This window comes from Paraconexibacter antarcticus (assembly GCF_024220175.1).
GTDB classification, from domain to species: Bacteria; Actinomycetota; Thermoleophilia; order Solirubrobacterales; family Solirubrobacteraceae; genus Paraconexibacter; species Paraconexibacter antarcticus.
This window is the reverse complement of the sequence record NZ_CP098502.1, coordinates 670,207-695,960: the sequence shown is the minus strand read 5'-3', so window position 1 is coordinate 695,960 and position 25,754 is coordinate 670,207. Positions and strand designations below refer to the sequence as shown.

At 75.5% G+C, this 25,754-nt stretch carries 25 protein-coding genes and 1 riboswitch; of the genes, 7 read left to right on the top strand and 18 right to left on the bottom strand.

Annotated features, from left to right (window positions below; all coding sequences use genetic code 11):
- Window positions 1-44 precede the first annotated feature (44 nt).
- Entirely contained in the window at window positions 45-425 is a 381-nt protein-coding gene (locus NBH00_RS03390) for a helix-turn-helix transcriptional regulator (protein ID WP_254571948.1), read from the top strand.
- Window positions 426-549: 124 nt separating this feature from the next.
- Here NBH00_RS03390 and NBH00_RS03385 read toward each other — a convergent pair whose 3' ends face one another.
- On the bottom strand, window positions 550-1,620 hold the full coding sequence (locus NBH00_RS03385) for a UDP-N-acetylmuramate dehydrogenase (protein WP_254571947.1): 1,071 nt from the start codon (window positions 1,618-1,620) through the stop codon (window positions 550-552).
- 75 nt (window positions 1,621-1,695) lie between these two features.
- Between NBH00_RS03385 and NBH00_RS03380 the strand changes: the two genes are divergently transcribed.
- On the top strand, window positions 1,696-2,565 hold the full coding sequence (locus NBH00_RS03380; RefSeq protein WP_254571946.1) for an EamA family transporter: 870 nt from the start codon (window positions 1,696-1,698) through the stop codon (window positions 2,563-2,565).
- A 58-nt stretch (window positions 2,566-2,623) separates the two neighbouring features.
- Window positions 2,624-3,079, top strand: coding sequence for a hypothetical protein (locus NBH00_RS03375; RefSeq protein ID WP_254571945.1), 456 nt, complete (start codon window positions 2,624-2,626; stop codon window positions 3,077-3,079).
- A 7-nt stretch (window positions 3,080-3,086) separates the two neighbouring features.
- On the opposite strand, the gene NBH00_RS03370 is transcribed toward NBH00_RS03375, so the two are convergent.
- The 14 genes from NBH00_RS03370 to NBH00_RS03305 all read right to left on the bottom strand — a co-directional run bounded on the left by NBH00_RS03370 (window position 3,087) and on the right by NBH00_RS03305 (window position 18,442).
- A complete protein-coding gene (locus NBH00_RS03370; RefSeq protein WP_254571944.1) occupies window positions 3,087-3,491 on the bottom strand; it encodes a RidA family protein in 405 nt (134 codons plus the stop codon).
- A complete protein-coding gene (locus NBH00_RS03365; protein WP_254571943.1) occupies window positions 3,488-4,165 on the bottom strand; it encodes an acetamidase/formamidase family protein in 678 nt (225 codons plus the stop codon). Before NBH00_RS03365 ends, NBH00_RS03370 begins: the two co-directional genes overlap by 4 nt.
- A 282-nt stretch (window positions 4,166-4,447) precedes the next feature.
- Window positions 4,448-6,241 carry an allophanate hydrolase gene (gene atzF, locus NBH00_RS03360; protein WP_254571942.1) on the bottom strand — a complete coding sequence of 598 codons (1,794 nt, stop codon included), beginning with the start codon at window positions 6,239-6,241 and terminating at the stop codon, window positions 4,448-4,450.
- Entirely contained in the window at window positions 6,238-8,208 is a 1,971-nt protein-coding gene (locus NBH00_RS03355; RefSeq protein WP_254571941.1) for a 5-oxoprolinase/urea amidolyase family protein, read from the bottom strand. The genes atzF and NBH00_RS03355 overlap by 4 nt, the downstream gene beginning before the upstream one ends.
- The gene (locus NBH00_RS03350; protein ID WP_254571940.1) at window positions 8,205-8,861 is read right to left on the bottom strand and encodes an urea amidolyase associated protein UAAP2; all 657 of its coding nucleotides are present in this window, start codon (window positions 8,859-8,861) and stop codon (window positions 8,205-8,207) included. Before NBH00_RS03350 ends, NBH00_RS03355 begins: the two co-directional genes overlap by 4 nt.
- Window positions 8,858-9,562, bottom strand: coding sequence for an urea amidolyase associated protein UAAP1 (locus NBH00_RS03345; protein ID WP_254571939.1), 705 nt, complete (start codon window positions 9,560-9,562; stop codon window positions 8,858-8,860). Before NBH00_RS03345 ends, NBH00_RS03350 begins: the two co-directional genes overlap by 4 nt.
- Entirely contained in the window at window positions 9,559-10,485 is a 927-nt protein-coding gene (locus tag NBH00_RS03340; protein WP_254571938.1) for an MBL fold metallo-hydrolase, read from the bottom strand. The genes NBH00_RS03345 and NBH00_RS03340 overlap by 4 nt, the downstream gene beginning before the upstream one ends.
- The gene (locus NBH00_RS03335) at window positions 10,485-11,486 is read right to left on the bottom strand and encodes an ABC transporter permease (protein WP_254571937.1); all 1,002 of its coding nucleotides are present in this window, start codon (window positions 11,484-11,486) and stop codon (window positions 10,485-10,487) included. The genes NBH00_RS03340 and NBH00_RS03335 overlap by 1 nt, the downstream gene beginning before the upstream one ends.
- Window positions 11,487-11,490: 4 nt before the next feature.
- Window positions 11,491-13,068, bottom strand: a complete 1,578-nt coding sequence (locus NBH00_RS03330; RefSeq protein ID WP_254571936.1) for an ABC transporter substrate-binding protein — start codon at window positions 13,066-13,068, stop codon at window positions 11,491-11,493.
- Window positions 13,065-13,985, bottom strand: a complete 921-nt coding sequence (locus NBH00_RS03325) for an ABC transporter permease (RefSeq protein WP_254571935.1) — start codon at window positions 13,983-13,985, stop codon at window positions 13,065-13,067. The genes NBH00_RS03330 and NBH00_RS03325 overlap by 4 nt, the downstream gene beginning before the upstream one ends.
- Before the next feature lies 1 nt (window position 13,986).
- A complete protein-coding gene (locus NBH00_RS03320; RefSeq protein ID WP_254571934.1) occupies window positions 13,987-15,816 on the bottom strand; it encodes a dipeptide ABC transporter ATP-binding protein in 1,830 nt (609 codons plus the stop codon).
- Window positions 15,817-15,872: 56 nt separating this feature from the next.
- Window positions 15,873-16,517, bottom strand: coding sequence for a cysteine hydrolase family protein (locus NBH00_RS03315; protein ID WP_254571933.1), 645 nt, complete (start codon window positions 16,515-16,517; stop codon window positions 15,873-15,875).
- Between the two features lie 42 nt (window positions 16,518-16,559).
- Window positions 16,560-16,672, bottom strand: a riboswitch (guanidine-I (ykkC/yxkD leader).
- A gap of 238 nt (window positions 16,673-16,910) precedes the next feature.
- Window positions 16,911-17,534, bottom strand: coding sequence for a calcium-binding protein (locus NBH00_RS03310; protein WP_254571932.1), 624 nt, complete (start codon window positions 17,532-17,534; stop codon window positions 16,911-16,913).
- A 149-nt stretch (window positions 17,535-17,683) separates the two neighbouring features.
- Window positions 17,684-18,442, bottom strand: coding sequence for an enoyl-CoA hydratase-related protein (locus NBH00_RS03305; protein ID WP_254571931.1), 759 nt, complete (start codon window positions 18,440-18,442; stop codon window positions 17,684-17,686).
- 22 nt (window positions 18,443-18,464) lie between these two features.
- Here NBH00_RS03305 and NBH00_RS03300 point away from each other — a divergent pair, with 22 nt between their 5' ends.
- Window positions 18,465-19,217: a polysaccharide deacetylase family protein gene (locus tag NBH00_RS03300; protein WP_254571930.1), complete on the top strand. Its 753-nt coding sequence runs from the start codon at window positions 18,465-18,467 to the stop codon at window positions 19,215-19,217.
- Window positions 19,214-20,470, top strand: coding sequence for a polysaccharide deacetylase family protein (locus NBH00_RS03295; protein ID WP_254571929.1), 1,257 nt, complete (start codon window positions 19,214-19,216; stop codon window positions 20,468-20,470). Before NBH00_RS03300 ends, NBH00_RS03295 begins: the two co-directional genes overlap by 4 nt.
- Window positions 20,471-20,479: 9 nt before the next feature.
- Here the strand turns inward: NBH00_RS03295 and NBH00_RS03290 are convergent, their stop codons facing one another.
- Window positions 20,480-21,052 carry an RNA polymerase sigma factor gene (locus NBH00_RS03290; protein ID WP_254571928.1) on the bottom strand — a complete coding sequence of 191 codons (573 nt, stop codon included), beginning with the start codon at window positions 21,050-21,052 and terminating at the stop codon, window positions 20,480-20,482.
- Between the two features lie 115 nt (window positions 21,053-21,167).
- Here NBH00_RS03290 and NBH00_RS03285 point away from each other — a divergent pair, with 115 nt between their 5' ends.
- Entirely contained in the window at window positions 21,168-21,926 is a 759-nt protein-coding gene (locus NBH00_RS03285) for a GAF domain-containing protein (protein ID WP_254571927.1), read from the top strand.
- Here the strand turns inward: NBH00_RS03285 and NBH00_RS03280 are convergent.
- On the bottom strand, window positions 21,916-22,758 hold the full coding sequence (locus tag NBH00_RS03280; RefSeq protein WP_254571926.1) for an aminotransferase class IV: 843 nt from the start codon (window positions 22,756-22,758) through the stop codon (window positions 21,916-21,918). The two genes, NBH00_RS03285 and NBH00_RS03280, sit on opposite strands and share 11 nt — an antisense overlap.
- On the opposite strand from NBH00_RS03280, the gene pabB reads away from it, so the two are divergent.
- Entirely contained in the window at window positions 22,742-25,006 is a 2,265-nt protein-coding gene (pabB, locus tag NBH00_RS03275; protein WP_254571925.1) for an aminodeoxychorismate synthase component I, read from the top strand. The genes NBH00_RS03280 and pabB overlap by 17 nt on opposite strands.
- On the opposite strand, the gene NBH00_RS03270 is transcribed toward pabB, so the two are convergent.
- Window positions 24,988-25,743 carry an alpha/beta hydrolase gene (locus NBH00_RS03270; protein ID WP_254571924.1) on the bottom strand — a complete coding sequence of 252 codons (756 nt, stop codon included), beginning with the start codon at window positions 25,741-25,743 and terminating at the stop codon, window positions 24,988-24,990. The two genes, pabB and NBH00_RS03270, sit on opposite strands and share 19 nt — an antisense overlap.
- Between the last annotated feature and the right edge of the window lie 11 nt (window positions 25,744-25,754).

Sequence of the window (25,754 nt, the reverse complement as noted above, 5' to 3'; positions counted from 1 at the left end):
GCGACCGTATCCGAGGCATGAGCGTTCCTGTCCGGCACCGCCCCATGACCATCGCCCTGCGCCGTGCCCTCTACGTCGAGGTCCGCGCCTTCCTCGACGACCGCTACGGCGACGCCGACCTCACGCTCGACGACGTCGCGCGCGAGGTCTCCTCGTCCCGCCGCCAGGTCCAGCGGCTCTTCGAGGAGGACGGCGACACCTTCCGCGCCTACCTCACCCGTCTGCGCATGCAGCGCGCGGCCGACCTCCTCGAGCAGACGCGCACCCCGGTGCGCGACATCGCCCGCCACGTCGGCTACCGCCAGAGCGCGCAGTTCGCCAAGGCCTTCCGCCGCTTCGGCGGCGTGACGCCGCTGCAGTGGCGCGCGGGCAACCGCGGGACGCGGGCGGCGATCGACGCCGCGACGGAGTCGATGGCGGCGTAGGGGCCCCGGCCCGCCGCCCCTCCCCCGTGCGGCGTGCGGTCAACTGGGGGTATATGACCCACGAGGCCGCACGCCGGCTCGGGGAGCCGCTGCCGCCGCCCCGCGACCGCCGGCGGCCTCCGTCTCAGCCGCCGTCGTCGTCCGGGTCCCAGTCGTGGCCGACGAAGACCGGCTCGGGGACGAGCGCGACACCGTATGCGGCGCGCACGCCGGCCGCCACCTCGCGGGCGAGCGCGACGAGGTCGGCGGTGGTCGCGTCCCCCCGGTTCGTCAGCGCGAGCGTGTGCTTCGCCGAGATCGTCGCCGGGCCGCGGCCCGGGTGCCCCTTGGCGAAGCCGGCGCGCTCGATGAGCCACGCGGCCGACGTCTTCAGCCGCCCGTCGGGCTCGGGGTAGCGCGGCAGGCGCGCGTCCGGCCCGAGCTGCTCGAGCACCCGTGCGTCGAGCGCCGCGAAGTCCTCCGGGTCGAGGATCGGGTTCGTGAAGAACGAGCCCGCCGACCACGTGTCGTGGTCGGCCGCGTCGAGGACCATGCCCTTCGCGGCGCGCAGGCGCAGGACGGCCGCGCGGACGTCGGCCAGCGGCGCCGCGCCCCCGATCGGCACGTCGAGCGCCCGCGTGAGCTCGACGTAGCGCAGCGGACGCGACAGCCCGCCACGGTCGAGCGCGAAGCTCACGTCGAGGACGACGAACCGACCCGGCTCGTCCTTGAAGCGCGAGTGCCGGTAGCCGAAGCCGCAATCGGCCGCGTCGAGCGCGACGACGGCGCGCTCGTGACGGTCGTAGGCGCGCACACGGACGATCGTCTCGGCGACGTCCTGCCCGTACGCGCCGACGTTCTGGATCGGGGTCGCGCCGACACTACCGGGGATGCCGCTGAGCGCCTCGACCCCCGCGAGCCCGTCGGCGACCACCCGCGCGACGAAGCCGTCCCAGTCCTCCCCGGCCGCGACCGTGAGGACGACCTTGCCGCCGCCCTCGACGCGCTCGATCCCCGTCGTGCGGATGAGGACGACGAGGCCCGGGAAGCCCTCGTCGGCGATGACGACGTTCGAGCCGCCGCCGAGTAGGAGCAGCGGTTCGCCGGCGTCGTCGGCCTCCGCGACGGCGTGGACGAGCGCGTTCTCGTCGGTCACCGTCACCTCGCGCGCGGCGGGGCCGCCGAGGCGCAGGGTCGTGTGGGGAGCGAGGGTCACGCCGCCGCACGCTACCGTCCTCGCGGTGATCGGCGCCCGCCGCAATCCCGTCCCGGCGGGCTGAGGACCCACGGCGTGGGCGCGATCCTCGGCGGCCTCGGCGCCGCCCTGGCCTGGGCCGCCGCGACGGCGTGCTCGACCCGGTCCTCGCGGGCCATCGGGCCGACCGCCGCGCTCGGGGCGGTCATGGTCTTCGGCCTCGCGCTCCTCCTCCCGGTGCTGGCGATCCGCCTCCCGCACGACGTCTCGAGCGGGACGTGGGCGTGGCTCGCGGCGTCCGGGGCCGCGAACGTCGGCGGCCTGCTCATGGCCTACCGGGCGCTCTCGACCGGGGCGCTCGGGGTGGTCTCGCCGATCGTCTCCGCCGAGGGCGGCGTGACCGCCGTCATCTCGGTCGCCGCCGGCCAGCGCCTGGGGGCGACGCGCGCGGCGGCGCTCGTCGGCGTCATCAGCGGCTGCATGCTCGTGGCGTGGCAGGCGGGCCGCAGCGCCCCGAGCGTCCCCGTCCCGCACGACCCGCACCACACCGAGGTCGTCGCACGGGCGATCGGGTGGGCCGCCGGCGCGGCGTGCGTCTTCGGCTTCGGCCTCTACGCGACCGGGCAGGTGGCGGGCGACGAGATCCCGCTCGCGTGGGCCATCGTGCCGCCGCGCGTCATCGGCGTGCTGCTCGTGTCCCTGCCGCTGCTCGCGCGGCGTCGCCTCGCGGTCCCCCGCGCGGTGCTCCCCTATGCGCTCGGCGGCGGCGCGCTCGAGGTCGCGGGGTTCGCGTCCTACGCCCTCGGCGCGCGCAGCGACGTCGCCGTCGCCGCGGTCATGGCCTCGATCACCGGCGCGGTCGCCGCGGGCCTCGGGCGCCTCTTCTTCCACGAGCGCCTCGCCCGCCACCAGGTCGCCGGGATCGCGCTCATCGTCGCGGCGGTCGCGGTGCTCGGGGCCGAGTGACACCCCGGCAACGCCGCGTTCACAGCCGGGCGTCGCGGCGGCACTAGGGCCCGCCGCCATGAGGCCGAGCCGTACCCCCGCCGTCGCGCTGGCGGCCGCCCTGACGCTCACCGCCGCGGGCTGCGGATCGGGCGGCGGCGACAGCGCAAAGGCGCCGTCGAAGGCGACCGACGTCGCCCGCGCGGACGCGATCTGCCGCACGGCGAACACCCGCATCACGACCGCGGCGAAGCAGACGTTCACCGCCGCCGTCCCGACGCTGCCGCAGATCCGCCGCTACGCCTCCACCGCGTTCTTCCCCGTCGTCGAGCGGGAGCTGCGTGACCTCCGCGCCCTCACCCCGCCCGCCGGGGACGACGGCGCGGCCGAGGCGATCTACGACTGCGATCGAGCACGGCCTGACTCGGGCGCGCGCGAATCCGGTGCTGCTCGGACTGCCCGGGAAGCGCAACCGTTCACCGCGGCGAACGCGCAGGCGCGCCGCTACGGGCTGACCGTGTGCGGCGCCTCGTAGCTCGCGCTCACGCCGTCCAGCCGCCGGCCTTCCAGCACACCCAGTCGATCTCGACCAGCGCGCCGACGGCGAGCCCGGTCGTCCCCACGCACGTGCGCGACGGCAGGCGCTCTCCGAACCAGGGTGCGTAGGCGGCGTTGAAGGCCTCGTAGTCCTCCCAGCGCAGGAGGTAGGCGCGGACGGAGACGACGTCGGCCAGGGTGCCGCCGCAGAGCTCGGTGACGCGCTGCAGGTTGCGCAGCACCTGATCGGTCTGCGCGGCGACATCGCCGGGCCCGACGAGCGCCCCGGTCGTGTCGGTCGGCATCTGGCCGGTGACGTAGAGCGTCGCGCCGGCCGCGGTCGCGTGGGCGAACGGCGCGACGGACGGCGGGACGCCCTGCTCCGGCGTGAAGGTGAACGCGTGGATCATGCGGGGAGTCCGGACCACCGCGGGAAGCAGCGCTTGTCGATCCGGCCGTGGACGCCCTGGCGCTGGTCGACGACCTGCGTGACGGTGAAGTCGACGGCGACGGACATGAAGGCGTAGGCGTCGAAGCGGGTGAGCCCGAAGACGCGCCGCAGGACGTCGAGCACGCGCAGCGCGGCGGCCTTCATCGCCTCGTCGAGCGTGTCGCCGAAGCCGTGGATGAGCAGCTCCGCGCCGGTCTCCAGGACCGGCGCGGTGAAGGCGAGGTCGCGCCGGATCGTGAGTCGGATCAGGCCGTTGAGGGACGCCCCGAGCGCGGTCCCGCTCACCTCGCCGTCGCCCTGGGAGACGTGCGGGTCGCCAACGGAGAGCAGCGCGCCCGGCACCTGCCCGGGGTAGGAGATGCGCCCGCCGGCGCCGATCCGCCAGTTGTCGAGGTTGCCGCCGTCGTCGCCCGGCGGCACGGAGGAGACGCGCTCGGGCGCCGAGGGCGCGACGCCCATCGTCCCGAAGTGCGGCCGCAGCGGCACGACGACGCCGTCGAGGGCCGGGACGCGGTCGACGGACCCGGGCAGCACGATCGTCCCCGGCTGATCGGCGAGCGGCGTCGTCGTCCACTCGTAGGCGAAGCGCGCGCGGCCGAGCAGCGCCTCGGTGTCGAGCTCGAAGATCGTCACGCGTTCGGCGGGCAGCTCGCCGTAGAGCGCCGGGGCGCGCGCCGGCGACGGCGATCGGGCCGGTGAGCAGATGCGGGCCGGGGCCGCGGTCGCCGACCCGGTCGAAGACGAGCTCGATGCCCTCGTCCATGAGCAGGTCGGGGGCGTCGCCCGCGTGGTGGGTGAGCGCCTCGAGCTGGACGAGGTCCCCGGAGGCGACCGTAAGGGCCGGGGCGATCCGCGGGTCGAAGTAGCCCCAGTGGACGGTCTGCGGCGTCGCGGGGAGATGGTGGACAGCGGCGCTCACGCGTCCCCCGCCGCGCTCGGGAACACGGTCGCCGCCGGGCGGTCCGCCGTCGCGGCGAGGTAGGCGCGCCAGCCGCCGTGCTCGGTGACGTCGGTCGCGCCGCGGACGGCGTGCCCCTCGCAGACGAAGCCGGTGACCAGGGCGCCGTCCTGGAGCTCGACGCGGCCGAGGCCGAGCGGCGCGGGGATGAGGCCGAGCAGCTCGCCGAGCGCGGCCGGCGCGAGCTCCCACACCTCGGCCTCGATCGACGCGCCGTCGTCGAACGTCCGGATGAGGCCGGGACGGGAGACCGGCCCGTCGCCGGGCAGCGCGTAGAGCCGGTACGTGGGCGCGGTCCGGGCGGGGCCGACGAGGCGCGCCCCGCGCTCGGTGAGCTGCGCGTTCAGCGGCAGCCCGCTGAGGTGCGCGCCGACGACGGCGAGGCGGACGGTGCCGGAGAGCGGGAAGCGCGCCGGGTCCGGCGTCTCCCCCGCGAACGCCGCCGCGAGCTCGAGCACCCGCGTGTCGCCGAAGGCGGGCGCGAGGAACGTGACGCCGGCGGGCAGGCCGTCGGCGCGGCCGGGGCCGGGCACCGCCACCGCGCACAGGTCCATGAGGTTGACGAAGTTCGTGTAGCGGCCGAGCTCGGAGTTCACGCCCACCGGGTCGGCGGCGACGTCCGCGTGCGTCGGGTGGCCGGAGACCGTCGGCAGCAGCAGCGCGTCGCACGCCTCCCAGATCGGTGCCGCCGCCAGGCGCAACGCTGCGAGCGTGTGGGAGGAGGCGAAGACGTCGACCGCCGTGCGGCCCGCACCGCCGCGGACGATCGCCGCGACGGTCGGGTCCAGGCCGTCGGCACCGGCCGGGCCGTCGATGAGCACGAGCAGATCGGCCGTCCGCTCGGCGACCCAGCTGTCGTAGAGGAGCGACGCGGCGTCGAGCAACGGCTGCACGTCGGCCTCGACGACCGTGAAGCGCTCGGCCGCAACCGCAACCGCCCCCTCCCAGGCCGCGCGCGCGGTGTCGTCGAGGAAGGTCAGCTGCCCGGGCTGCGGGACGGCGACGAGGCCGCGGCGCGGACGGGTCGGCGGCGCCGCCGGGCGGCTCCACGGGTCCTGTGCGTCGGGCGACGCCGCGACGGCGAGGACCGCGGCGGCGTCCGCGGCGTCCGCCGCGAAGACCGAGACGCAGTCGAGCGACGCGCAGGCCGGGACGACCCCACGGGTGGACAGCAGGCCCCGGGTCGGCTTGAGCCCGACGACGGCGTTGAAGGCGGCGGGCACGCGACCCGAGCCCGCGGTGTCGGTCCCGAGCGCGAAGGCGCAGAGCCCGAGCGCGACGGCGACGCCGGACCCCGACGACGAGCCGCCGCTGATGTACGCGGGGTCGGCGACCGACGAGCAGGCGCCGTACGGCGAGCGCGTCCCGACGAGCCCGGTCGCGAGCTGGTCCATGTTCGTCTTGCCGACGAGCAGCGCGCCCGCGTCGAGCAGCGCCTGCACGACCGGGGCCGTCTCGGTCGCGATGCGCGACGCACCGGGCAGGCCCGCGGTCGTCGGCAGGCCGGCGACGTCCATGTTGTCCTTCACCGCGAACGGGATGCCGTACAGCGGCAGCGAGCGGTCGCCGCCGTCGAGCCGCGCCGCCCGGGCGAGCAGCTCCTCGGCGCAGATCCGGGCGATCCACACCGGCTGCTGGGTGTCGGCCGCCGCGGCCGCGTCCCCCGCCGCGAGGACGTCGGCCATGACGGCGGACGGGTCGGTCGTGCCGGCGCGGTAGGCGGCGAGGAGGTCGGCGATGCGCATCGTCATGCCGACACCGCCGCCGGCGCCGCCCACGCCTGGCGCTCGGCCGCGAAGGCCACCTCACGCCGGGCGCGGAAGGCCGCGATGTCGTCGGCGTGCTCGTCGAGGAAGCGCGCGTGCGCGGCGAGCGAGAAGGTCGCCGGCTCGGTACGTGGCGCCCACTCCCCCGCGGCGCTCAGCCCGCGCAGCTCCTCCAGGCGCGCCTCGGCTACCGGCTCGAAGCGCAGCTGGTCAAAGTGGCGCAGCTGCCACGGCGTGGCGTCGGCGGTGTCCCAGATCGGGACCGTGCGCCCGACGAGCTGATAGCCACCGGGGCCCTCGACGCCGTAGACGCAGAGGAAGGCGCCACCGATGCCGACGGCGTTCGCGGGGGTCCAGGTGCGGGCGGGGTTGTACTTCGTCGTCACGAGGCGGTGCCGGGGGTCGAGGGGGACGGCGACGGGGGCGCCGAGGTAGACGTCGCCGAGGCCGAGGACGAGGTAGCTCGCGTCGAAGACGATCTCACGCACCGCGTCCTCGTCGGGCAGGCCGTTCATGCGGCGGATGAACTCGATGTTGTCCGGGCACCACGGCGCGTCGCGGCGGACGGTCGTCGCGTAGCGCTCGACGGCGAGCTCGGCTTGGGCGTGGCGCCAGGCGAGCGGCAGGTGGACGGTGCGGCCCGGGATCTCGAGCTCGTGCGGGTCGGGCAGCGCGGCCTCGAGCGCCGACAGCTCGGCCTGCAGGGACGCGGCGCTGATGGCGTCCGGGTCGTACTGGACGTGGAGCGAGCGGACCCCGGGCGTGAGGTCGCTGACCGCCGGGAGGGCGGCGGCGCGGACGACCTCCTGGAGGGCGTGCGCGCGGACGCGGGAGCGCAGGTCGAGGACCGGCTCGCCGAACTCGACGAGCAGCGCGCGCTCGCCCGCGCGACGGAAGGTGACGAGGCCGCCGGAGCCCTCGCGCGGCCCGTCGAGGACGACGGCGCGGCGGCTGTACCGCGGAATGGCGACGGCGACGACGGGGTCGCGGTCGGACACCTGCTCGCGGGCACGGGTCCGGGCGAGGGCGGCGGTGTCGGCGTCGACGACCTGCAGCGTGATCGCGTCCCCCGCGCGCACCTGGCCGAGGCACCAGAGGTCGGCGCTGATCACCTGGCCGATCGCGGTGAAGCCGCCGAGCGAGGGGCCGTCCGGCCCGACGACGACCGCCATGTCCCCGGCGAGCATGATCGTCCCGACGCCGTACGCGGAGTCGAGGATGTTCGACGGGTGCAGGCCCGCCTCGCCGCCGTCGGTGCGCGCGAACGCGGGCACCGGGCCGGAGAGCCGGACACCCGTGCGGTCGGACTGGTGGTGCACGCGCCACTGCGTGCGGAAGAGGCGGTCGAGGCCGTCGGGCGTGAAGAAGTCGGGCGCGCCGTGCGGGCCGGCGACGACGCGCAGCGTCCACGTGTTCGCGAAGGCGGGCGGCCGCGCGGCGCGGGCGACGGGCGCGTTGTCGTCGGCCAGGGGCAGGACGTCGAGGCGCGCGCCGGCGGTCAGCGGCCGCCCGCCCGCCGCGCCGAGACCGCCCGGCGCGAACGCCGCGCGCGAGCCGAGCGTCACCGTGCCGTCGAGCCCGCCGCGGACGAGGACGTAGGCGCGCAGGCCGACGCCGCGGATCGCGCCGAGCCGCAGCTCACCGCCGGCAGGGACGGTGACGGGCGCCCACTGCGGGACGACGGCGCCGTCGACGGTCACGGCGAGCGGCGCGCCCGTCACCGCGACGACGGTCTCCCGCGTGAAGCGGAGCGCCGGCCCCGAGAGCGTCACCTCCAGCCCCGCCGCCCCCTCGGGGTTGCCGACGACGAGGTTGCCGATGCGGAAGGAGCGGTCGTCCATCGGGCCGGACGGCGGCACCCCCGGCTCCCAGTAGCCGAGGCGGCCGGGCCAGTCCTGCACCGTCGTCGAGGTCCCCGGGGTGAGGACGTAGATGGACCCGGCGTCGCTCACGTCGCCGCCCAGACGTGCAGCCGCACCGGCGTCGGGTCGTAGCCGTTGCACGGGTTGTTCAGCTGCGGGCAGTTCGAGATGAGGACGAGCGTGTCGCGGTCCGCGCGCAGGTCGAGGTACTTGCCCGGCGCGGAGATGCCGTCCTCGAAGCGCAGGCCGCCCTCGGGCGTCAGCGGCACGTTCATGAAGAAGTTCACGTTGTGCGTGAGGTCGCGCTTCTCGAGGCCGTGGCCGTAGGCGAGGGCCTCGGCGATGAACGTGTTGCGGCAGGCGTGCATGTGCCGGGTGTGCTCGCCGTAGCGCACGATGTTCGACTCCTGCGAGCAGGCCCCGCCGAGCGTGTCGTGGCGGCCGCACGTGTCCACGGTCATCGTCACGAGCGGCGCCCCGTCGAGCGCGAGCAGGCGCGAGCCGACCGTCAGGTAGACGGACCCCTGCGCGGCGATCGTGTCGACGGCCGAGTAGCGGTTCGCGTGGTCGTGGGCGTCGAAGAAGAGCGTGTCGACCGCCTGATTGCCGTGGAGGTCGACCATGCGCAGCGTCTCCCCCGCGGCGACGACGTGGCCCCAGCCGAGGCCGGCGGGGACGTCGACCGTGAGCCGGGCGGTGGCGGGGTCGAGGGCCGTCGCCGCGGCCTGCTCCTGCGTGCTCATGCGAGGACCTCCATCTCGGTGGCGATGAACCCGCGCTCGTTCTCGGGGCAGGCGACGCGCACCGGGTCGTCGGCCGCGGCGGGCGGGGCCGGCTCGGCGTGCAGCGCGATCTCGCCGGGGTCCCACGTCGTCGACGGGTCGAGCGGGTGCGGGACGTTCACGAGGACGAGCAGGACGTCGAGCTCGAAGCGCAGCGTCACGCTCGACCCGGCCGGCGAGTTGCCGGGGACGAAGGCGAGCCTCCCGTCGAGCTCGGCCTGGACCTTGCTGAAGAGGTTGAGGTTGCCGACGAGGTCGCGGGCTCCGAGGCCGTGCTTGGCGAGCTCGACGAGGAAGGCCTGCCGCGCGCTGCGCCGCCAGGCGTTGCGGACGTCCTGGTAGCTCGCCTCGCCGTAGCGCTCGCGCACCATCGCGTCGGTGAGGTGGCCGCAGATCGTGTCGTGCCAGCCGCACGTGTCGGCGACGACGGACGCCATGACGCGCCCCATGTCCGAGTAGAGCGCGGTGCCCGTCGTCACCCGCGAGACGTGCTGCGCCTTGAGCGTGTCCGGCATGCAGTAGCGCTCGAGCGGGTCGTCGGCCCGGTACATGAGCGTGGAGACGTTGCCGCCGCCGCGCACGTCGGTGAGGGTCAGCGCCGTCCCGCGCGGGAGGACGCGCGCGAGCGACGCGGCCGGCGGGAGGGTCGTGTCGAGGTTCATGCGGCGGCCTCCTCGGCGTGGGCTGCGGCGGTCCGTGCGGTCCAGCCGCGCGGCACGAAGAACGAGAAGCCGTCGAAGACCGCCTCGTCGACCGCGGTGCCGACGCAGTCGACCGCGGGCCGCGTGGCGATCTCCCCGGCGAGCAGCGCGTCGAGCGCGTCGACCTGCGCCTGGAGGTAGGACGGCGGCACCGCGGTGCGCATGAAGTGGCTGCAGAAGACCCGCGTGAGTGCGGGCGCACGGTCGGCGAGGCGGGCGAGTGAGCCGCGCAGGAGCGTGAGCGACGAGTCCGGGTTCTGCACGTAGACCGGGCCGGTGTTCACCGTGTCCCCGCCGAAGAGCAGGCCCTCGCCGACGAGCTCGAAGGAGAGGTCGGCGGGCGAGTGGCCGGGCGTGTGCATGACCGCGAGCGAGCGGCCGCCGCCGAGGTCCAGGACGTCGCCCTCCTCGAGCGTGCCGGTCGCGGTGACGGGGGCGATGGACCACGTGCCGTCGCGCAGCGCGGCCGGCAGCGGGCGCGGGCGGTACTCGTCGCGCAGGAGGTGGAAGAAGCGGTCGTCGAGGTCGGCGTACGCGGCCGCCGCCTCCTCCTGCGCGAGCGCGTACTCGCGGTACCCGGCGAGCCGGTCGGCGGGCACGCCCGCGGCGAGGCCCTCGACACCGGCCGGGTGGATGAGCACCTCGGTGAACTCGTGCGAGCCGCCGACGTGGTCCATGTGATGGTGCGTCTGGGCGACGGTGACCGGCACGCCGCCGGCGAGCTCGTCGACGAGCGGCCGCAGCGGCGCAAGGCCGCAACCGGTGTCGATGAGGACCGCGCGGCCCGGCCCGACGACGAGCCACATCGCGACGTGCCCGGGCTCGGTGAGCTGCCAGACCCCCGCGGCGAGGGGCTGGACGTGGAACCACTCGTGGGGGCGCATCAGACCTCCCGGATCCGCGGGTCGGCCCACGCCTGCGCGAGGTCGACGGCGAAGTTGACGACGACGTACGCGGTGCCGAGGAGGATCGTCGTCCCCGTGATCGCGGGGAAGTCCGAGTACCCGATCGACTGGTCGAGGTAGAGGCCGAGCCCGGGCCACGCGAAGATCTGCTCGACGACCACGACGCCGCCGAGCATGAGCCCGAACTGCAGGCCGCCCATCGTGAACGTCGGGCCCGCCGCGTTGCGCAGCGCGTGCTTCAGGACGACGGTCCGCTCCTTCAGCCCCTTGGACCGCGCGGTGCGGACGTAGTCCTCCCGCATGACCTGGGTGAGCGACGCGTCGAGCGTGCGGGCGATCGCGAGCGCCGGCACGAGCGCGAGCGTGAAGGCCGGCATGACGAGGTGCTTGAGCGCGTCGAAGAAGACGTTCGGCTGGCCGTGCAGCAGCGAGTCGACGAGCAGCAGCCGCGTCGGCCCGTCGGTGATGATGAACTTGTCGTCCACCCGCCCGGACGCGGGCAGCAGGTGGAGCGCCGAGTAGAAGAGGAGGATCGCCAGCAGCGCGACGAGGAAGCTCGGCACCGACGCGCCCCCGATGAGGATCAGGCGCGCCGCCCGGGCCGCCCGCCACCCGCTCGTCAGCAGGAGGCCGAGCCCGACGCCGAGCGCCGCCGCGAGCATCGCGGAGACGAGCGCGAGCTCGAGCGTCGCGGGGGCGAACGTCCGCAGGTCGTCCGCCACCGGGTTGCGGGTCCGCAGCGAGTCCTGGAGGTTCCCGTGCACCATCCGCCCGAGGAACTTCGCGAACTGCGTCGGCAGCGGCTTGTCGTAGCCGAGCTCGTGCGACTTCGCCGCGACGACCGCGGGGGACGCGCTCGCGCCGACGATGGCACGAGCGGGGTCCGAGGGGATGAGCGCCTGCAGCGCGAACACGATCACCGACAGCCCGAGCAGGACCGCGACGAGCGCGACGAGGCGGCGGCCGATGACCGTGGACATCGTGCTACCGCTTCAGGTCCGCGTAGTCGACGGTCCAGGGGTAGGCCGGCACGTGCGACACGCCGGTCAGCCCCTTCTTCAGGACGAAGACGTCCTTCACGTCACCGAGGAAGAACAGCGAGTCCGAGCCGATGATCTGCTGGCCGACCTTGCGGTAGTCCGCGTCCGCCTGCGCCGGGGTCGCCGGCAGCGCGTCGTCGAGCGCCTTGTCCAGCGCCGGGTTCGAGTAGCCGAGGAAGTTCAGGCCGCCCTTGGACTGGAAGAGGATCCGCGCCCACGTGTCGGGGTGCGCCGCGTCCGGCGTGTTCGTCGCCAGCAGCAGGTCCGGGGCGTGCTTCAGATCCTTGATGTACGCGTAGGTCTGCGGGAGCTGGACCTCCTTCAGCGTCACCTTGTAGCCGGCCTGGGTGAGCTGCGCCTGCAGCGTCTCGGAGACGCGGCGCTGCACGCCCGACTCGTCCGCGGTGTAGGCCATGACGATCGACTTCGTCGACGCCTTGGACGCCGCGGCCTTCGCCGCCGCCGGGTCCGGCTTGTACGGCAGCGCCGGCTGACCGCTGAGCAGCGCGGTCGGGTACGGGCCGACCGACTTCGTCGCCGTGTCGCTGTAGGCCTGGGTCACGAGCTGGTCGATGTCCAGTGCGCTGCGCAGCCCGCGGCGCACCGCCGGATCGTTGAACGGCGCCTTGTTCGTGTTGACGTACATGAGCAGGCGCAGGAAGGAGTTCTCGCGCTTGATCTGCAGGCTCGACGGGAGCGACGCGAGCTCGGACGCGGGGAAGGAGTGCAGGACCGCGTCGAGATCGCCGTTCTGCAGCTCCAGGCGCTGGGTCCCGATGTCCGGCGTGATCTTGATGTCGACCTCGCGGAAGAACGGCTTGGCGCCGTAGTAGCCGGGGTAGCGCGTGAGCGTGTACTGCCGCCCGCGCTGGAAGGACGTCAGCTCGAAGGGCCCGGTGCCGTCCTCGTGCGTGCGCATCCACTTCTGCCCGAAGTCACTGCCGGCGTGGGTCTTCAGCGCGGCGGGGCCGATGACCTTCGGACCCCACGAGGACGCCATGTAGGCCATGAACGGGTCGACCGGCGACTTGAGCTTCACGACGAACGTCAGCGGGTCCGGCGTGCTCATCGTCTTGACGTTCGCGAGCATGTACGCGGGCGCCTGGTTCACCTTCAGGCGGCGCTCGAAGGACGCCTTCACGTCGGCGGACGTCATCTTCGCGCCGGAGTGGAACGTCACCCCGGGCTTGAGCTTGAACGTGTAGGTCAGGCGGTCCTTGGACTCCGTGAACGACTGCGCGAGCGCGCCGACGATCGTCGTCGAGTCCGGGGCGTACTTCACGAGCCCCTGGTAGGTGTTGAGGATGACCGAGTTGCCCTCGATGTCGTAGAAGACGTCCGGGTCCGGGACGCTCATGTCGGCGAGGTAGGGGATCGTGAGGACGTCGCTGCCGCCGGCGGCGGTGCTCGTGCCGGCGGCCGTCGCGGCCTCGTCCTTCGTCTTGGCCCCGCAGCCGGTGACGGCCAGCGCGAGCGCGGCCGCTCCGGCGAGGAGCAGTCGGGGTCGGGAGACGGTGGTCATCGGGTCGTCCTTTGGTCGAGGGTGCGGTTGACGTGGTCGCCGAGGAGGTTTGCCGTGAGCGCGAGGAGCGCGACGGCGGCGGCGGGGGCGATCGGCACCCAGGGGTGGCCGAAGAGGTAGTCCAGGCCGCGGGCGCTCATGGCGCCGAGCTCGGCCGCGGGGGCGGGTGCGCCGAGGCCGATGAACGACAGGCCGGCGAGCGACAGGATGAGGTTGCCGACGTCGAGCGACATCGTCACGACGACGGGCGTGATCGCGCCGGGCAGCAGGTGGCGGCGGACGAGGCGCGAGCGCGAGACGCCGGCCAGCCGCGCGGCCTCGGCGTGCGGACGGGCGGCGAGCGCGCGGACCTCGCCGCGGACGATCCGCGCGTACCACGGCCACCACACGATGCTCAGCGCGAGCAGCGTGTGCATGAGGCTCGGCCCGAGCGAGGCGATGACGGCGATCGCGAGGACCGGGGCCGGCAGCGCGAGGAAGAGGTCCGTCAGCCGCATGAGGATCGTGTCCGTCCAGCCGCCGAAGGCCCCGGCCAGCGCCCCCACCAGCGAGCCGAAGGCCGCGCCGACGACGATGACGCCGACCGCCGCGAGCCAACTCGAGCGGATGCCGTAGAGGACGCGGGAGAACACGTCGCGCCCGATCTCGTCGGTGCCGAGGAGGTTGCCGAAGGACGGCTTGTGCAGCGGGCCGGCGGCCACGATGTCGAGGCTTCCGTGGGGCGCCGCGAGCGGGGCGAGGAGCGCGAGCAGCGTGATGATCACGACGGGCGCGAGGACCTTGCGGAGGCCTCCGGGCGCGGCGAGGGCGGCCGCCGCCGCATCGGCCTCCGTGCGGCCGAGACGGCGGCGGGCGCGGGCGAGGCCGCTCGGCGGCGACGCGGAGGCCGGCGGGAGCGTGGGGGTGACGGTGCTCATCTCAGGCCACCGCGCCGATCTCGGGGACGGCGGCGAGGAGCTCCTGCGTGTACTCGTGCCGGGGGCTCGTGAAGAGCTGCTCGGCCGGGGCGTGCTCGACGATCTTCCCGCGCTGCATGACGGCGACGTCGTCGGCGACGGCGCGGGCGGCGGCGAGGTCGTGGGTGACGAAGAGCAGCGCGATGCCGAGCGTCTGGCGCAGGTGGCAGAGGAGGTTCAGCACCTGGGCGGCGAGGCTCACGTCGAGGGCGGAGACCGGCTCGTCGCAGGCGAGCAGCGCGGGCGGGACGGCGATCGCGCGGGCGATGGCGGCGCGCTGGCGCTGGCCGCCGGAGAGCTTGCGGGGGACGGCGGACGCGGCCTCGGCGGGCAGGCCGACCGCCTCCAGCACGGCGTCGACCCGGGCCTTGCGCTCGTCCTTCGGGACGCCGAGCGCGGCGAGCCGCTCGCCGATGAGCTCGCCGACCGGCAGCCACGGCGTGAGGGACGCGCCGGCGTCCTGGAAGATCATCTGCGGCGGCGCGCCCGTCCCGATCGTGACCGTGCCGCTCGTCGGGGCGTGGAGGCCGACGACCATGCGCAGGAGCGTCGACTTGCCCGAGCCCGACTCGCCGACGAGCGCGAGCGAGCCGCCCGCCGGGATGGTGAGCGACACGCCGTCGACGGCCATCAGCGGCTCGGGCCGTGAGGCGAAGAGGTGCTTCTTCGGGCGGGCGAACGCCTTCGTCACGTCGGCGACGACGAGCGCGGGCTCCGGCGGGACCGCCGGGATCATCGCCGGCGCGTCGGCCGGGGTCGGGGCGACGAGCAGCAGGCGGCTCGGCTGGGAGACGTGCGGGCCGCCCTCCGGCCAGCGGCCGAGGACACCGGGGTGGTGGCACTCGTCGCGATGCGTGTCGGTCAGGTGGACCGGCGTCGTCGTCGCGCAGACCGGGTCCGCCGCGGGGCAGCGCGGCGCGAAGGCGCAGCCGGCGGGCGGCGTGCGCGGGTCCGGCGGGCGGCCGGGCAGGGTCGGCAGGTCGCCGCCGGCGATCGTGCCGTCCAGGCGCGGGCGGCTCGCGAGGAGGCCGACGGTGTACGGGTGGCGCGGCGCGCCGAGGACCTCGGCGGCGGGGCCGGTCTCCACGATGCGCCCGGCGTAGGCGACGGCGATGCGGTCGCAGACGCGGGCGGCGACACCGAGGTCGTGGGTGACGAGGAGCAGGGCGACGTCGCGCTCGCGGGCGGCCGCGGCGAGGAGGTCGAGGACGCGTGCCTGGACGGTGACGTCGAGGGCGGTCGTCGGCTCGTCGGCGACGATGAGCCGCGGGTGACGGGCGAGCGCCATCGCGATCATGACGCGCTGGCGCAGGCCGCCGGAGAGCTCGTGCGGGAAGGCGCGCGCCTTGTTCTCCGGCTCGGGGATGCCGGTGTGAGCCAGGAGCTGATGGATGACCGCGTCGTCGTCGGTACGCGCGGCCTCGCCGACCTGGCGGCCGATGCGCATCGACGGGTTCAGCGAGCTCATCGGGTCCTGGAAGACGGCACCGATCGCGACGCCGCGACGGGTGCGGCGCTCGGCCTCGCTCGCCGTGAGCATGTCGACGCCGTCGAGGAGGACCTGCCCGGACGCCACCGGCGGCGGGTCGGCCGGCAGCAGCCCGAGCGCGGCGAGCCCGAGGACCGACTTGCCCGAGCCGGACTCGCCGACGAGGCCGACGATCTCCCCCGGGGCGACCTGGAGCGTCGCGCCGCGGACGGCGTGCACGTCGCCGCCGTGGGCCTTGAAGGTGACGTGGAGGTCGCGGATGTCCAACGCCAGCTCGCCTGGCGGCTCGCTCGCGTCGGACATCCGCCGGGCGAACTCGCCTGCGGCTCCTTCGCCCAGGCTTGGGAGAGCTGCGGTCTTCACGCCGCCGCCTCGTCGCGGGCCGCGGCCGCCGGTTCCACGCAGGCGTGCTCGGGGGCGAGGGTGCGGAGCGTGAGGAGGACGTCGTCGCTCGTCACGAGCGCGTCGCGCTGGAGGTAGGCCATCGCGTTGAGCGACGCGTCGTGCGCCGCCTGCGAGGATCCCCCGACGCAGTCGGTGACGACGCGGCAGTGGTAGTCGCCCTGGTGCGCGTCGGCGAACGTGTAATGGACGCAGACGTCGGTCAGCGCGCCGAGCAGGATGAGCGTCTCGGCCTTGTAGGACTTGAGGATGAGCTCGAGCTCGGTCGCGTAGAAGGCCGAGTAGCGCCGCTTGCGGATGAGGTATTCGTCGCCCTCCGGGCCGACGCCCTCGGCGAGCTCAGTGAGGACGTCCCCCTCGACGCAGTGCACGCCCTCGGTGCCGTCGAGCTCGCGGCCGAAGTCGACGAGCGACGGCTTGTGGACCTCCTGGATGAAGACCGGCGGCACACCGGCCGCACGGGCCGCGGCGATGATGGCCCGGATGCGCTCGTGGCGCTCCGCGCCCCCAGCCATGATCGGGATCCCGCCGTCCATCGAGGGAGCGGTCTCGCCCTTCTGGACATCGATGACGATCAGTGCGGTACGGCCGTGGAGCTGCATGGGAAAACCCCCTGAAAACGCGAAATGCCCGGCAGACGAAATGTCTCCCGGGCTTTTGTCCCTCCGTGTCAGCGGGGCTATGTACGGTGCCTCGCCTGCCCTCTCGGACCAGACCCGTCGCGGTGTGCGACGGCGGAACCCTAGGGCGACACCCATGGTGCTGGACGACGCTGCGGCGATCTACACGCGGCGGTCCAACATCACGAGGCGGGGTTTGTACACGCGGTCGGACCGGGATGGGGAGTCCCGGTCCGACGCGGCGCGTCCGGCCCCGCGCCGGGAGGTGAACGGAGGCTCCGCGGGCTCACGGCCCGCCGGATGTCCGTTCACCCGCCGGCGCGGTCCTGCGGGGCTGGGGTGGCGGTGGGTGTGGGTGTGGGTGGGTCCTGGGGGCTAGCGGCGCGAGACGTGCTCGCAGCTCTTCGCGACGACGTCGGCCTTGTCGGCCTTCACGGTGTCGCTGCCGGTGCCGCAGGTGACGACGTCCTTGCGGCCGTCACGGGCGTTGATGCGGTCGTTGCCCGCGCCGCCGTTCAGGTGGTCGCGACCCGCGCCGCCGACGATGACGTCGTTGCCCGCGTTGCCGTCCACGATGTCGTCGCCCGCGTCGCCGAACTCGTGGTCGGCGCCCGACTGGCCCTCGATGTCGTCGTTGCCGTTGCCGCCCGTGAGGTTGTCGTTGCCGGCGCCGCCCTTGAGGTGGTCGTTGCCGTCGTCGCCGCAGAGGTCGTCGTCGCCCTGGTCGCCGTTGATGTCGTCGTCGCCGGCCTGACCCTGGACGTGGTCGTCGCCGCTCGTCCCGTCGACGTGATCGTCACCGCTCGTGCCGTGGTCGTCCGCCGCCGTCGCGGTGATCGCGCGGGTGTCGGCGCCGTGGTCGTCGCCGGTGGTCGTCGGCGCGGTGCCGTTGGTCGTCGCCACGCAGGCGACGTCGTCCTCGTGCGCGCCCTCGTCGGCGAGCACGCCGCCGGCGCCGAACGCAAGCACCCCGGCAGCGCCGAGCGGGAGGAGGGTCATGGTGAGAAGTCGCTTCATGCCGGTTGCGACACGCGCGGACGCCGTTCGTCTCACGAGCTGGCGCGTCGCCGCTCTCCCGGTGCGGCAGGGCACGGCGCGGCGGCTCGGCACCGCGGCCCGGCGGCCCGCGGCGGCCGCGGCCGGCCGCGCTACGACCCGCCCTGCGCCTTGCGCCGCATCGACCACATCTGCTCGGGGCGCTCGAGCTGGAGGGCGGCGGCCCAGGTCATCGCCGGCGGCCCGAGCTCCATCCGCATCGAGGCGGCGGTGCGGCGGGCGAGGTCGGGGTCGGCGCCCGGCCGGGCCGCGAGGGTCATCGCGACGTCCTCGACGTCGGCGGCGTCCACCGCCGCCCACGCCATCCCGAGCTCCGCGAAGCGCTCGCCGCTCACCCGCTCGCCGAAGAGCATCAGGGCGGCCGCCGCCTCGCGGGCGCCCGTGCGCCCGAGGAGGACGCCGTGCCCGCCGCCGGGGTGCAGGCCGATCGGGATGAAGCCGCTCGCGAGCTTCGCGTCGCGCGCGGCGATGCGCACGTCCGTCGCCATCGCGAGGTTCATCCCGGCGCCGACCGCGCCGCCGCGGATCGCCGCGATCGTCGGGGCGCGCAGCTCGCCGACCCGCGCGAAGGCGCGGTAGATGTCCCCCATGCCGTCGTAGCGCTCGGGGTCGGCCGGGTCCTCCCCGACGGCCGCGAGCGTCGGCCGGTCCCCGCCCGCGCAGAAGTACTCCCCCGCGCCGCAGACGACGACCGCCCCGACCGACGGGTCGGCGTCGAGGTCGTCGCAGGCCCGGACCATCGCCTGTGCCATCTCGACGGTGAGGGCGTTGCGGCGGGCGGGGGCGTCGAGGACGAGGCGGGCGACGCCACCCTCCTGCTCGACGCGGATGTCGGCGTACGCGCTGGGCATCTGTGGGACGCTACCGGCGACCGTGTCCCGTCGGCTTCCTCGCCACCCCGCCCTGCTCGCCGCGACGCTCCTCGTCCTCGGCGTGCTGCTCGCCGTCGCCGCTCCGCGCGGCCGGGCGCAGGACACGGGCGCCACGTTGCCGACCGGCTGCGCGCATGTCGCCGGCACCCAGGTCCGCCACGGCCCGACGACCGGCCGGCGCGTCGCGCTGACCTTCGACGACGGGCCGGCCGCGATCACCCCGCAGTTCCTCACGCTGCTCGAGCACGAGCACGTCCCCGCGACGTTCTTCATCGTCGGTCGCCGCGTCGCCGGGCGCGAGGCGACGCTCCGGCGCGCGCTCGCCGACGGCGACATGCTCGGCAACCACTCCTTCGACCACGTGAGCCTCCAGAAGGCGGACGCGGACGCCGTCGCCCAGATCGAGGACACGCAGAGGGCGATCCGCGACGCGACGGGCTTCACGCCGTGCCTCCTGCGGCCGCCCTACGGCCTCAGCAGCCGGAGCCTCATCCGCCTGGCCGACAGCGAGGGCCTGACCCCGACCCTCTGGTCCGTCAACCCGCAGGACTTCACGCGCCCGGGCACCGCGAAGATCCGCTCCCGGGTCCTCGCGGGCGTGCGGCCCGGCGCGATCATCCTCTCCCACGACGGCGGCGGTCCACGCCAGCAGACGCTCGCCGCCTACCGGACGATCATCCGCACGCTGAAGGCCCGCGGGTACCACTTCGTCACGGTGACCGACCTGCTCGGCCTCTCCGTCACGCGCCGGTGAACGGCCGCCGTCACCGCCCGGCCGCCCGCGCCCTGCTCGCGAGCGCCGCCGCCGGGCTCGCGGCCGTCGCGCTGCTGCCGGGGGCGGCCACGAGCGCGGCGACGGCCCGGACACCGGCGCCGCGGGCCCACGCCGATCCCGCCGAGGGCACGAGCCGCCTCGACCTCGCCGCCGCGCAGCTGACCCAGGCCGGGGACGAGGTCCACCTCGCGCTCCGCACGGTCCGGCCGCTGCCGCCCGTCGCCCTCACCCCCGGCAACGGCCGCTCGCTCTGCCTCGTCCTGATGCTCGCCGGCCCGGCGCCGCGCACCGAGCGCCTCTGCGTCGTCGGGGACCTGCGCGGCCCGCAGCCGCTGCACCTGCGGCTGACGCGCCTGACCGCCGCCGGGGGCGTCGCGTCGATCGCCGACCTGCCGTCGCGCGTCGCCCGGCCGGACGCCCGCACGGTCGCCGCCGACGTGCCGCTCGCGAAGCTCCACCTGGGGCCGGGTCGTCACACCTGGCAGGCCGTGTCGCACTGGCAGGACACGCGCACCTGCCGTCCGCAGGCGCCGGACGTCTCACCCTGCGTCGACCTCGTCCCGGACGCGGGGACGTTCCCGCTCCGCGTCGCCCCGCCCGTCCCCGTCGGCTGCGCCTACACCGGCGCGCGCGAGGTGCGCCGCGGCACCGGCAACCGCATCGCGCTGACCTTCGACGACGGGCCCGCGGCGATCACGAGCCGGTTCCTCGACGTCCTCGAGCGCGAGCACGCGCCCGCGACGTTCTTCGTCGTCGGCCGCAACGTCGCCGGCCGCGGCGCGCTCCTGCGCCGGATGCTCGCCGACGGCGACATGATCGGGAACCACTCGTTCACCCACGCGAACCTCGCCGCCGGCGGGGGCGCGGCGGCGGACGAGCTGCGCCGGACGCAGGACGCCATCCGCCGCGAGTCGGGCTTCACGCCGTGCCTCTTCCGCCCGCCCTACGGCGGGACGTCACCCGCGCTCGTCGCGGCGGCGGGCGCGCAGCACCTGACGTCGGTCCTGTGGGACGACGACCCGCAGGACTGGCGCACCCCGGGCGTCGCCGCGATCACGGACACCATCTTCCGCGAGGCGCACCCAGGCGCGATCGTCATCTCGCACGACGGCGGTGGCCCGCGCGGGCAGACGCTCGCCGCGCTGCCCGGCGTCATCCACGAGCTGCGCCGCCGGGGCTACCGGCTCGTCACCGTGAACGAGCTGCTCGGCCTGCCGCTCGTGCTGCGGTAGGCGCCCCGGTCAGGCCGCGACGCCGAGCTGCACCCGCATCGCCCGGAGGCCGAGCCGTGTACGGCCCTTGACCGTCCCGAGCGGCACCTCGGTGCGCACCTGGATCTCCTGCTGGCTCAGGCCGCCGTAGTACGCGAGCGTCAGCGCCGTCCGCTGCTCGGGCCCGAGGGTGAGCAGGGCGCGGCGCACCCCGGCCGCGGCCGTCCGGCGCTCGACGACGTCGAAGGGGGTCTCCTCCTGGCAGACGAGGTGGGCGGCCGCATCCTCGATCCGGGCGAGGAGCGGGCGGCGGCCCTCCGCGCGCAGCGCGTCGATCGAGCGGTTGCGCGCGATCCCGCACAGCCAGGTCGCGACGGACCCGCGGGTCGCGTCGTACCGCCCGAGCGCGAGCCAGGCGCTGAGGAACGTCTGCTGCGTCACGTCCTCCGCGGCGTGCGGCGCGATCGACCGGGCGACGGCGAGGACGCGGACCCGGTGGCGCTCGACGAGGCGCGCGAAGGCGGCCGCGTCGCCGGTGCGGCTGCGCTCGATGAGCGCGTCGTCGGAGGCGGCGGTGGGCAGACGACGGTGGGATTCGGGCATCTGGTCGGAGATTCGGTCGAGAACCGCCCTGATCCCTCGGCCCTGCGCGTATGTGTGAGGCTTTCGCGCCAGCCGACGTCGGATCCGATGGCGCAGGGCGCGTAGGCTCTCGTCCATGGCGATGCGCGCGATGACGGTCCGGTTCTCCGACGATGTCTGGGAGCTCGTCGCGCGGGAGGCCGCCGCGCAGCGGATCTCCGCCGCGCAGTTCGTCCGGGACGCGGCGCTCTGGCGGGCGGCGACGCTCGTCGGTCGGCGCGGCGACGAGGAGGAGGTCGCCGACCTCGAGGGCATCGCCCGCGGCCTGCTGCGGGCCGGCGCCCGCAAGAAGCCCGCGGCCTCGCCGACGCGCCCGCGCGCGGTCCCGCTCCCGGCGGACCAGGCGGACCTCGCCGGGGCGCAGCGCCTCTCGCTCCTGCGCCGGACCGGCCTCATGGGCGGCGCCCGCGACCCGGCGCTCGACCGGCTCGGCGAGGCGGCCCGGCGGGTCCTGCGCGCACCGGTCGCGCTCGTGTCGCTCGTCGACTCGGACCGGCAGGTCTTCGCGTGCGCGCTGGGGCTCGGCGAGCCGTGGGCGACGCGGCGGCAGACGCCGATCTCGCACTCCTTCTGCCGGCACGCGGTCGTCCGGCGCGCGCCGCTCGTCGTCGGGGACGCCCGCCAGCACCCGGACCTGCGCGACAACCCGGCGATCGCCGAGCTCGGCGTCGTCGCTTACCTCGGCATCCCGCTCGCGACGTCGGACGGGACCGTCCTCGGCACGCTCTGCGTCATCGACCACGTGCCGCGGATGTGGGAGCGCGAGCAGGTCGCGCTGCTCGAGGACCTCGCGGCCGCCGCCGCGGTGCACCTCGAGCACCGCATCACCGCGTAGGGGTCGCGAGCGCCTCCAGCCGCGCGCGCCACGTCTCCGCGCGGCCCGGCACGAAGGGCGCCGGCTCGGGCTCGCGGCCGGGGACGAGCAGCCAGCCGGTGACGAGGCGCAGGCCGTGCAGCGCGCTGAGCAGCCACGTCTCGCAGTCGCGCAGGCGGGCGACCGACGGCGTGTCCCGCCCGACCTCCACGCCGTGCTCGCGCGCGAGCCCGAGGAGCAGCGCGCGCGTCACCGAGTCGAGCACCGGCGCGTCGCGCGGCAGCGCGCAGAGGACGTCGCCGTCCCACCACACCGGCGTCGTCCAGATCCCCTCGGTCACGTTGCCGTCCGGCCCGGTCAGCAGCGCCTCGCCCGCCTCGGCCGCCTCGGCCTGCGCGCGCCAGGCGAGCTGACGGTCGAGGTCGGGCCCCTTGATGCGCGGCAGCCGGCGGCGGTCGAAGAGCGGGGCGACCTGGACGACGACCTCGGGCTGCGGCGCGGGCGCCGGGCGGACGCGCAGGCGCAGCTCGCCGTCCGTCGTGAGCTCGACGCGGGGGAACCAGCGCCCGGCGCCCGGGATCCGCGCGGTGCTCGCCGCGAGGAAGCGCTGCACGTCCGCGTCGCCCGGGAACGCCGCGCCCGTCGGGAGCGCCGCCGACGCCGCGACCGCCGCGGCGAAGCGGGCGTGATGGCGCGCGAGGCCGCGCACGCGGCCGTCCTCGACGAGCCAGGAGTCGACGGCGGCGTAGCGCGGCTCGCCGGGCGCGGGGGCGGGGGTCTGCCATCGTCCCGTGCGGGGGCTCCAGGCCAGCGGCCCGTCCTCCCCCGACCCGCTGATGCTCACGCTGCTCATCGACAACCACGATTCCTACACGTTCAACCTCTTCCACGGGCTGGCGGAGGTCAACGGCGTCGAGCCGATCGTCGTGCGCAACGACGCGCGGGCGTGGGAGGAGGTCGAGCGCTGGGCCTTCGACAACATCGTCCTCTCACCCGGGCCGGGGCACCCCGGGCAGCGGCGGGACTTCGGCATCTGCCGGGCGGCGCTCGAGCACGCGGACGTCCCCGTGCTCGGCGTGTGCCTCGGCCATCAGGGCCTCGCGGAGGTCGCCGGCGGCCTCGTCGCGGAGGCCGACGAGCCCGTCCACGGCCGCGTCAGCCGCGTCTTCCACGACGGGACGGGCGTCTTCGCGGGGCTGCCGCAGGGCTTCGGGGCCGTCCGCTACCACTCGCTCGCGGTGCGCCGGGTGCCGCCGTCGCTGCGCCGCACCGCGTGGACGGAGGACGGCGTCGTCATGGGCCTCGCCGACCCTGCGCGGCCGCGGCATGGCGTGCAGTTCCACCCCGAGTCGGTCGCCTCGGAGCACGGGCTGCGGCTGCTGGAGAACTTCCGCGACCTCACGCGCGCGCACGCCTCCGCGCGACCGGTCGACGGGCGCCGCGCCCGCGGCGCGCGGCTGCCGCCCCAGCAGGGCCGCCCGGCGCCGCCCCACCGCGAGCCGGCCGGCCCGCCGGCGCTCGAGGTCCACCTGCGCCGGCTGCCCCACCCGCCCGAGCCCGAGACCGCGTTCCTCGCGCTGTACGCCGACGCCCCCGACTGCTTCTGGCTCGACTCGAGCCTCGCCGGCGCGACGGTCGCGCGCTTCTCGTTCATGGGGGACGCGCGCGGGCCGCTCGCCCGCGTCCTCACGCACGACGCGGCGGCGGGCGTCACGCGCGAGCGCGAGCACCCCTCCCCCGCCGAAACCCGTTTTCCGTCCCCCAGTCGGGCCGAAAACGGGTCTCGGCTCGAGGAGGGGGTCATCGAGTACCACGGCGACCTCCTCCTGCACCTCTCCGAGCGGCTGCGGGCGCTGCGCTGCGACGCGCCCGCCGCGCCCTTCGGCCTCACCGGCGGGTACGTCGGCTGGCTCGGCTACGAGCTCACCGGCGGCGGCGGCGGCGCGGGCGGGCCCGACCGGCCGGCCGTCCACCGCAGCGACCTGCCCGACGCCGCCCTCATCCTCGCCGACCGCCTGCTCGCCTTCGACCACGAGAGCGGCGAGCTGCACCTCGTCTGCCTCACCGCGGCGGGGGACGGCGCGGCCGCGAGCGCGTGGTTCGACGCGACGGCGGCCGTCCTCGCGAAGCTCCCCCGGGGCGCCGCGCCCGACCCCGTCCTGCCCGCGCCGGACCCGCTGGCGCCGCCCCTGCACGTGCGCGCCACCCGCAGCCGCGCCGAGTACGCGGCCCGCATCGCCGACTGCCAGGCCGCGATCCGCCGCGGCGAGTCCTACGAGCTCTGCCTCACCGACGAGCTGCGCATCACGACGGGCCTGGACCCCCTGACGCTCCACCGCGTCCTGCGCCGCCGCAGCCCCGCCCCGCACGCGTCGTTCGTCCGCATCGGGGGCGTGACGCTCGTCAGCTCCTCGCCCGAGCGGTTCCTCTCGGTGGACCGGGCGGGCGCCGTCGAGTCGCGGCCGATCAAGGGCACCGCGCCGCGCGGCGCCGACCCCGCGGAGGACGCGCGTGCGCGCGCCGCGCTCGCCGCCTCGGCGAAGGACCGCGCCGAGCACCTCATGATCGTCGACCTCGCGCGGCACGATCTCGGCGCCGTCTGCGCCGTCGGCTCCGTCCACGTCCCCGAGCTCATGGTCGTCGAGCCGTACGCGACGGTGCACCAGCTCGTCTCGTCGGTGCGGGGGACGCTCGCGCCCGGCCTCGACGCGACCGACGCGGTGCGCGCCGCGTTCCCGCCCGGGTCGATGACGGGCGCGCCGAAGGAGCGGACGATGGAGCTGCTCGACGCGCTCGAGGACCGCCCGCGCGGGCCTTACGCCGGCGCCGTCGGCTACCTCGCGCTGAACGGCGCCGCCGACCTCGCGGTGACGATCCGCACCGCGGTCTGCACCGCGGGCGAGGTACGGATCGGCGCGGGCGGGGCGATCGTCCTGCAGTCCGACCCCGCGGGCGAGGTCGAGGAGCTGCTGCTGAAGGCGCGCGCCGTCGTCGAGGCCGTCGCGCTCTGCGCCCGGGGGGACGCGGGCGCGCATGACCTCGGCGCCCCGGCCCCCGCCGCTGCCCCCGCCTCCGGCCCCGCTCAGCCCAGGCGCGCCTGAAGCCAGTCGGCCGTCGTCGCCCAGGCGCCGCGCAGCGGATCGAGGTGGTCGAAGTGCCCGTCGTGCGGGCGCAGCTCGAGCGTCACGTCGTCCCCCGCGGCGCGCGCGGCGTCGGCGAACGCCGCGACCATCCGGGGCGGGACGAGGTCGTCGAGCTCTCCCTGGACGAGGAGGATCGGGACGCCGAGCGGGACGAGCCGCACGGGCGAGGCCTGCGCGTAGGTGTCGCCGACCGCGCCGGGCGCGCCGCCCATGAACGCCTCGACGACCTGCGTCGCCGGCCCGCCGAGATCGTGCGCGAACTGCACGTCCGTCAGCGGCGCCTGGCCGACGGTCGCGGCGACGCGGACGGCGGCGCTCGCCCGGGCGGCGTCGAGGAGGGTCAGGTGGCCGCCCGCGGAGTGCCCGATGCTCACGACGCGGGCGAGGTCGAGCGGCGCGTCTTCGAGGGTCACGAGGTGGTCGATCGCCGCCGACACGTCCTGGGCGGTCTGCGGCCAGCCGCCCCCGCTGCCGCCGCCGAGCCGCCGGTACTCGACGTTCCAGGCCGCCCAGCCGCGCGCGACGAGGTCCTCGCAGAGGCCGGTCATCCGGTCCACCCCGCCGTTCTCGGTCGTCCAGAAGCCGCCGTGGACGACGACCGCGACGGGGAGCGGCGCGCCGGGCGCGGTCTCGGGGAGGTGGAGCTCGGCGAACTGGTCGCGCTCGGGGCCGTAGGCGTGACGGGTGACGGGCATCGGCGCAACGC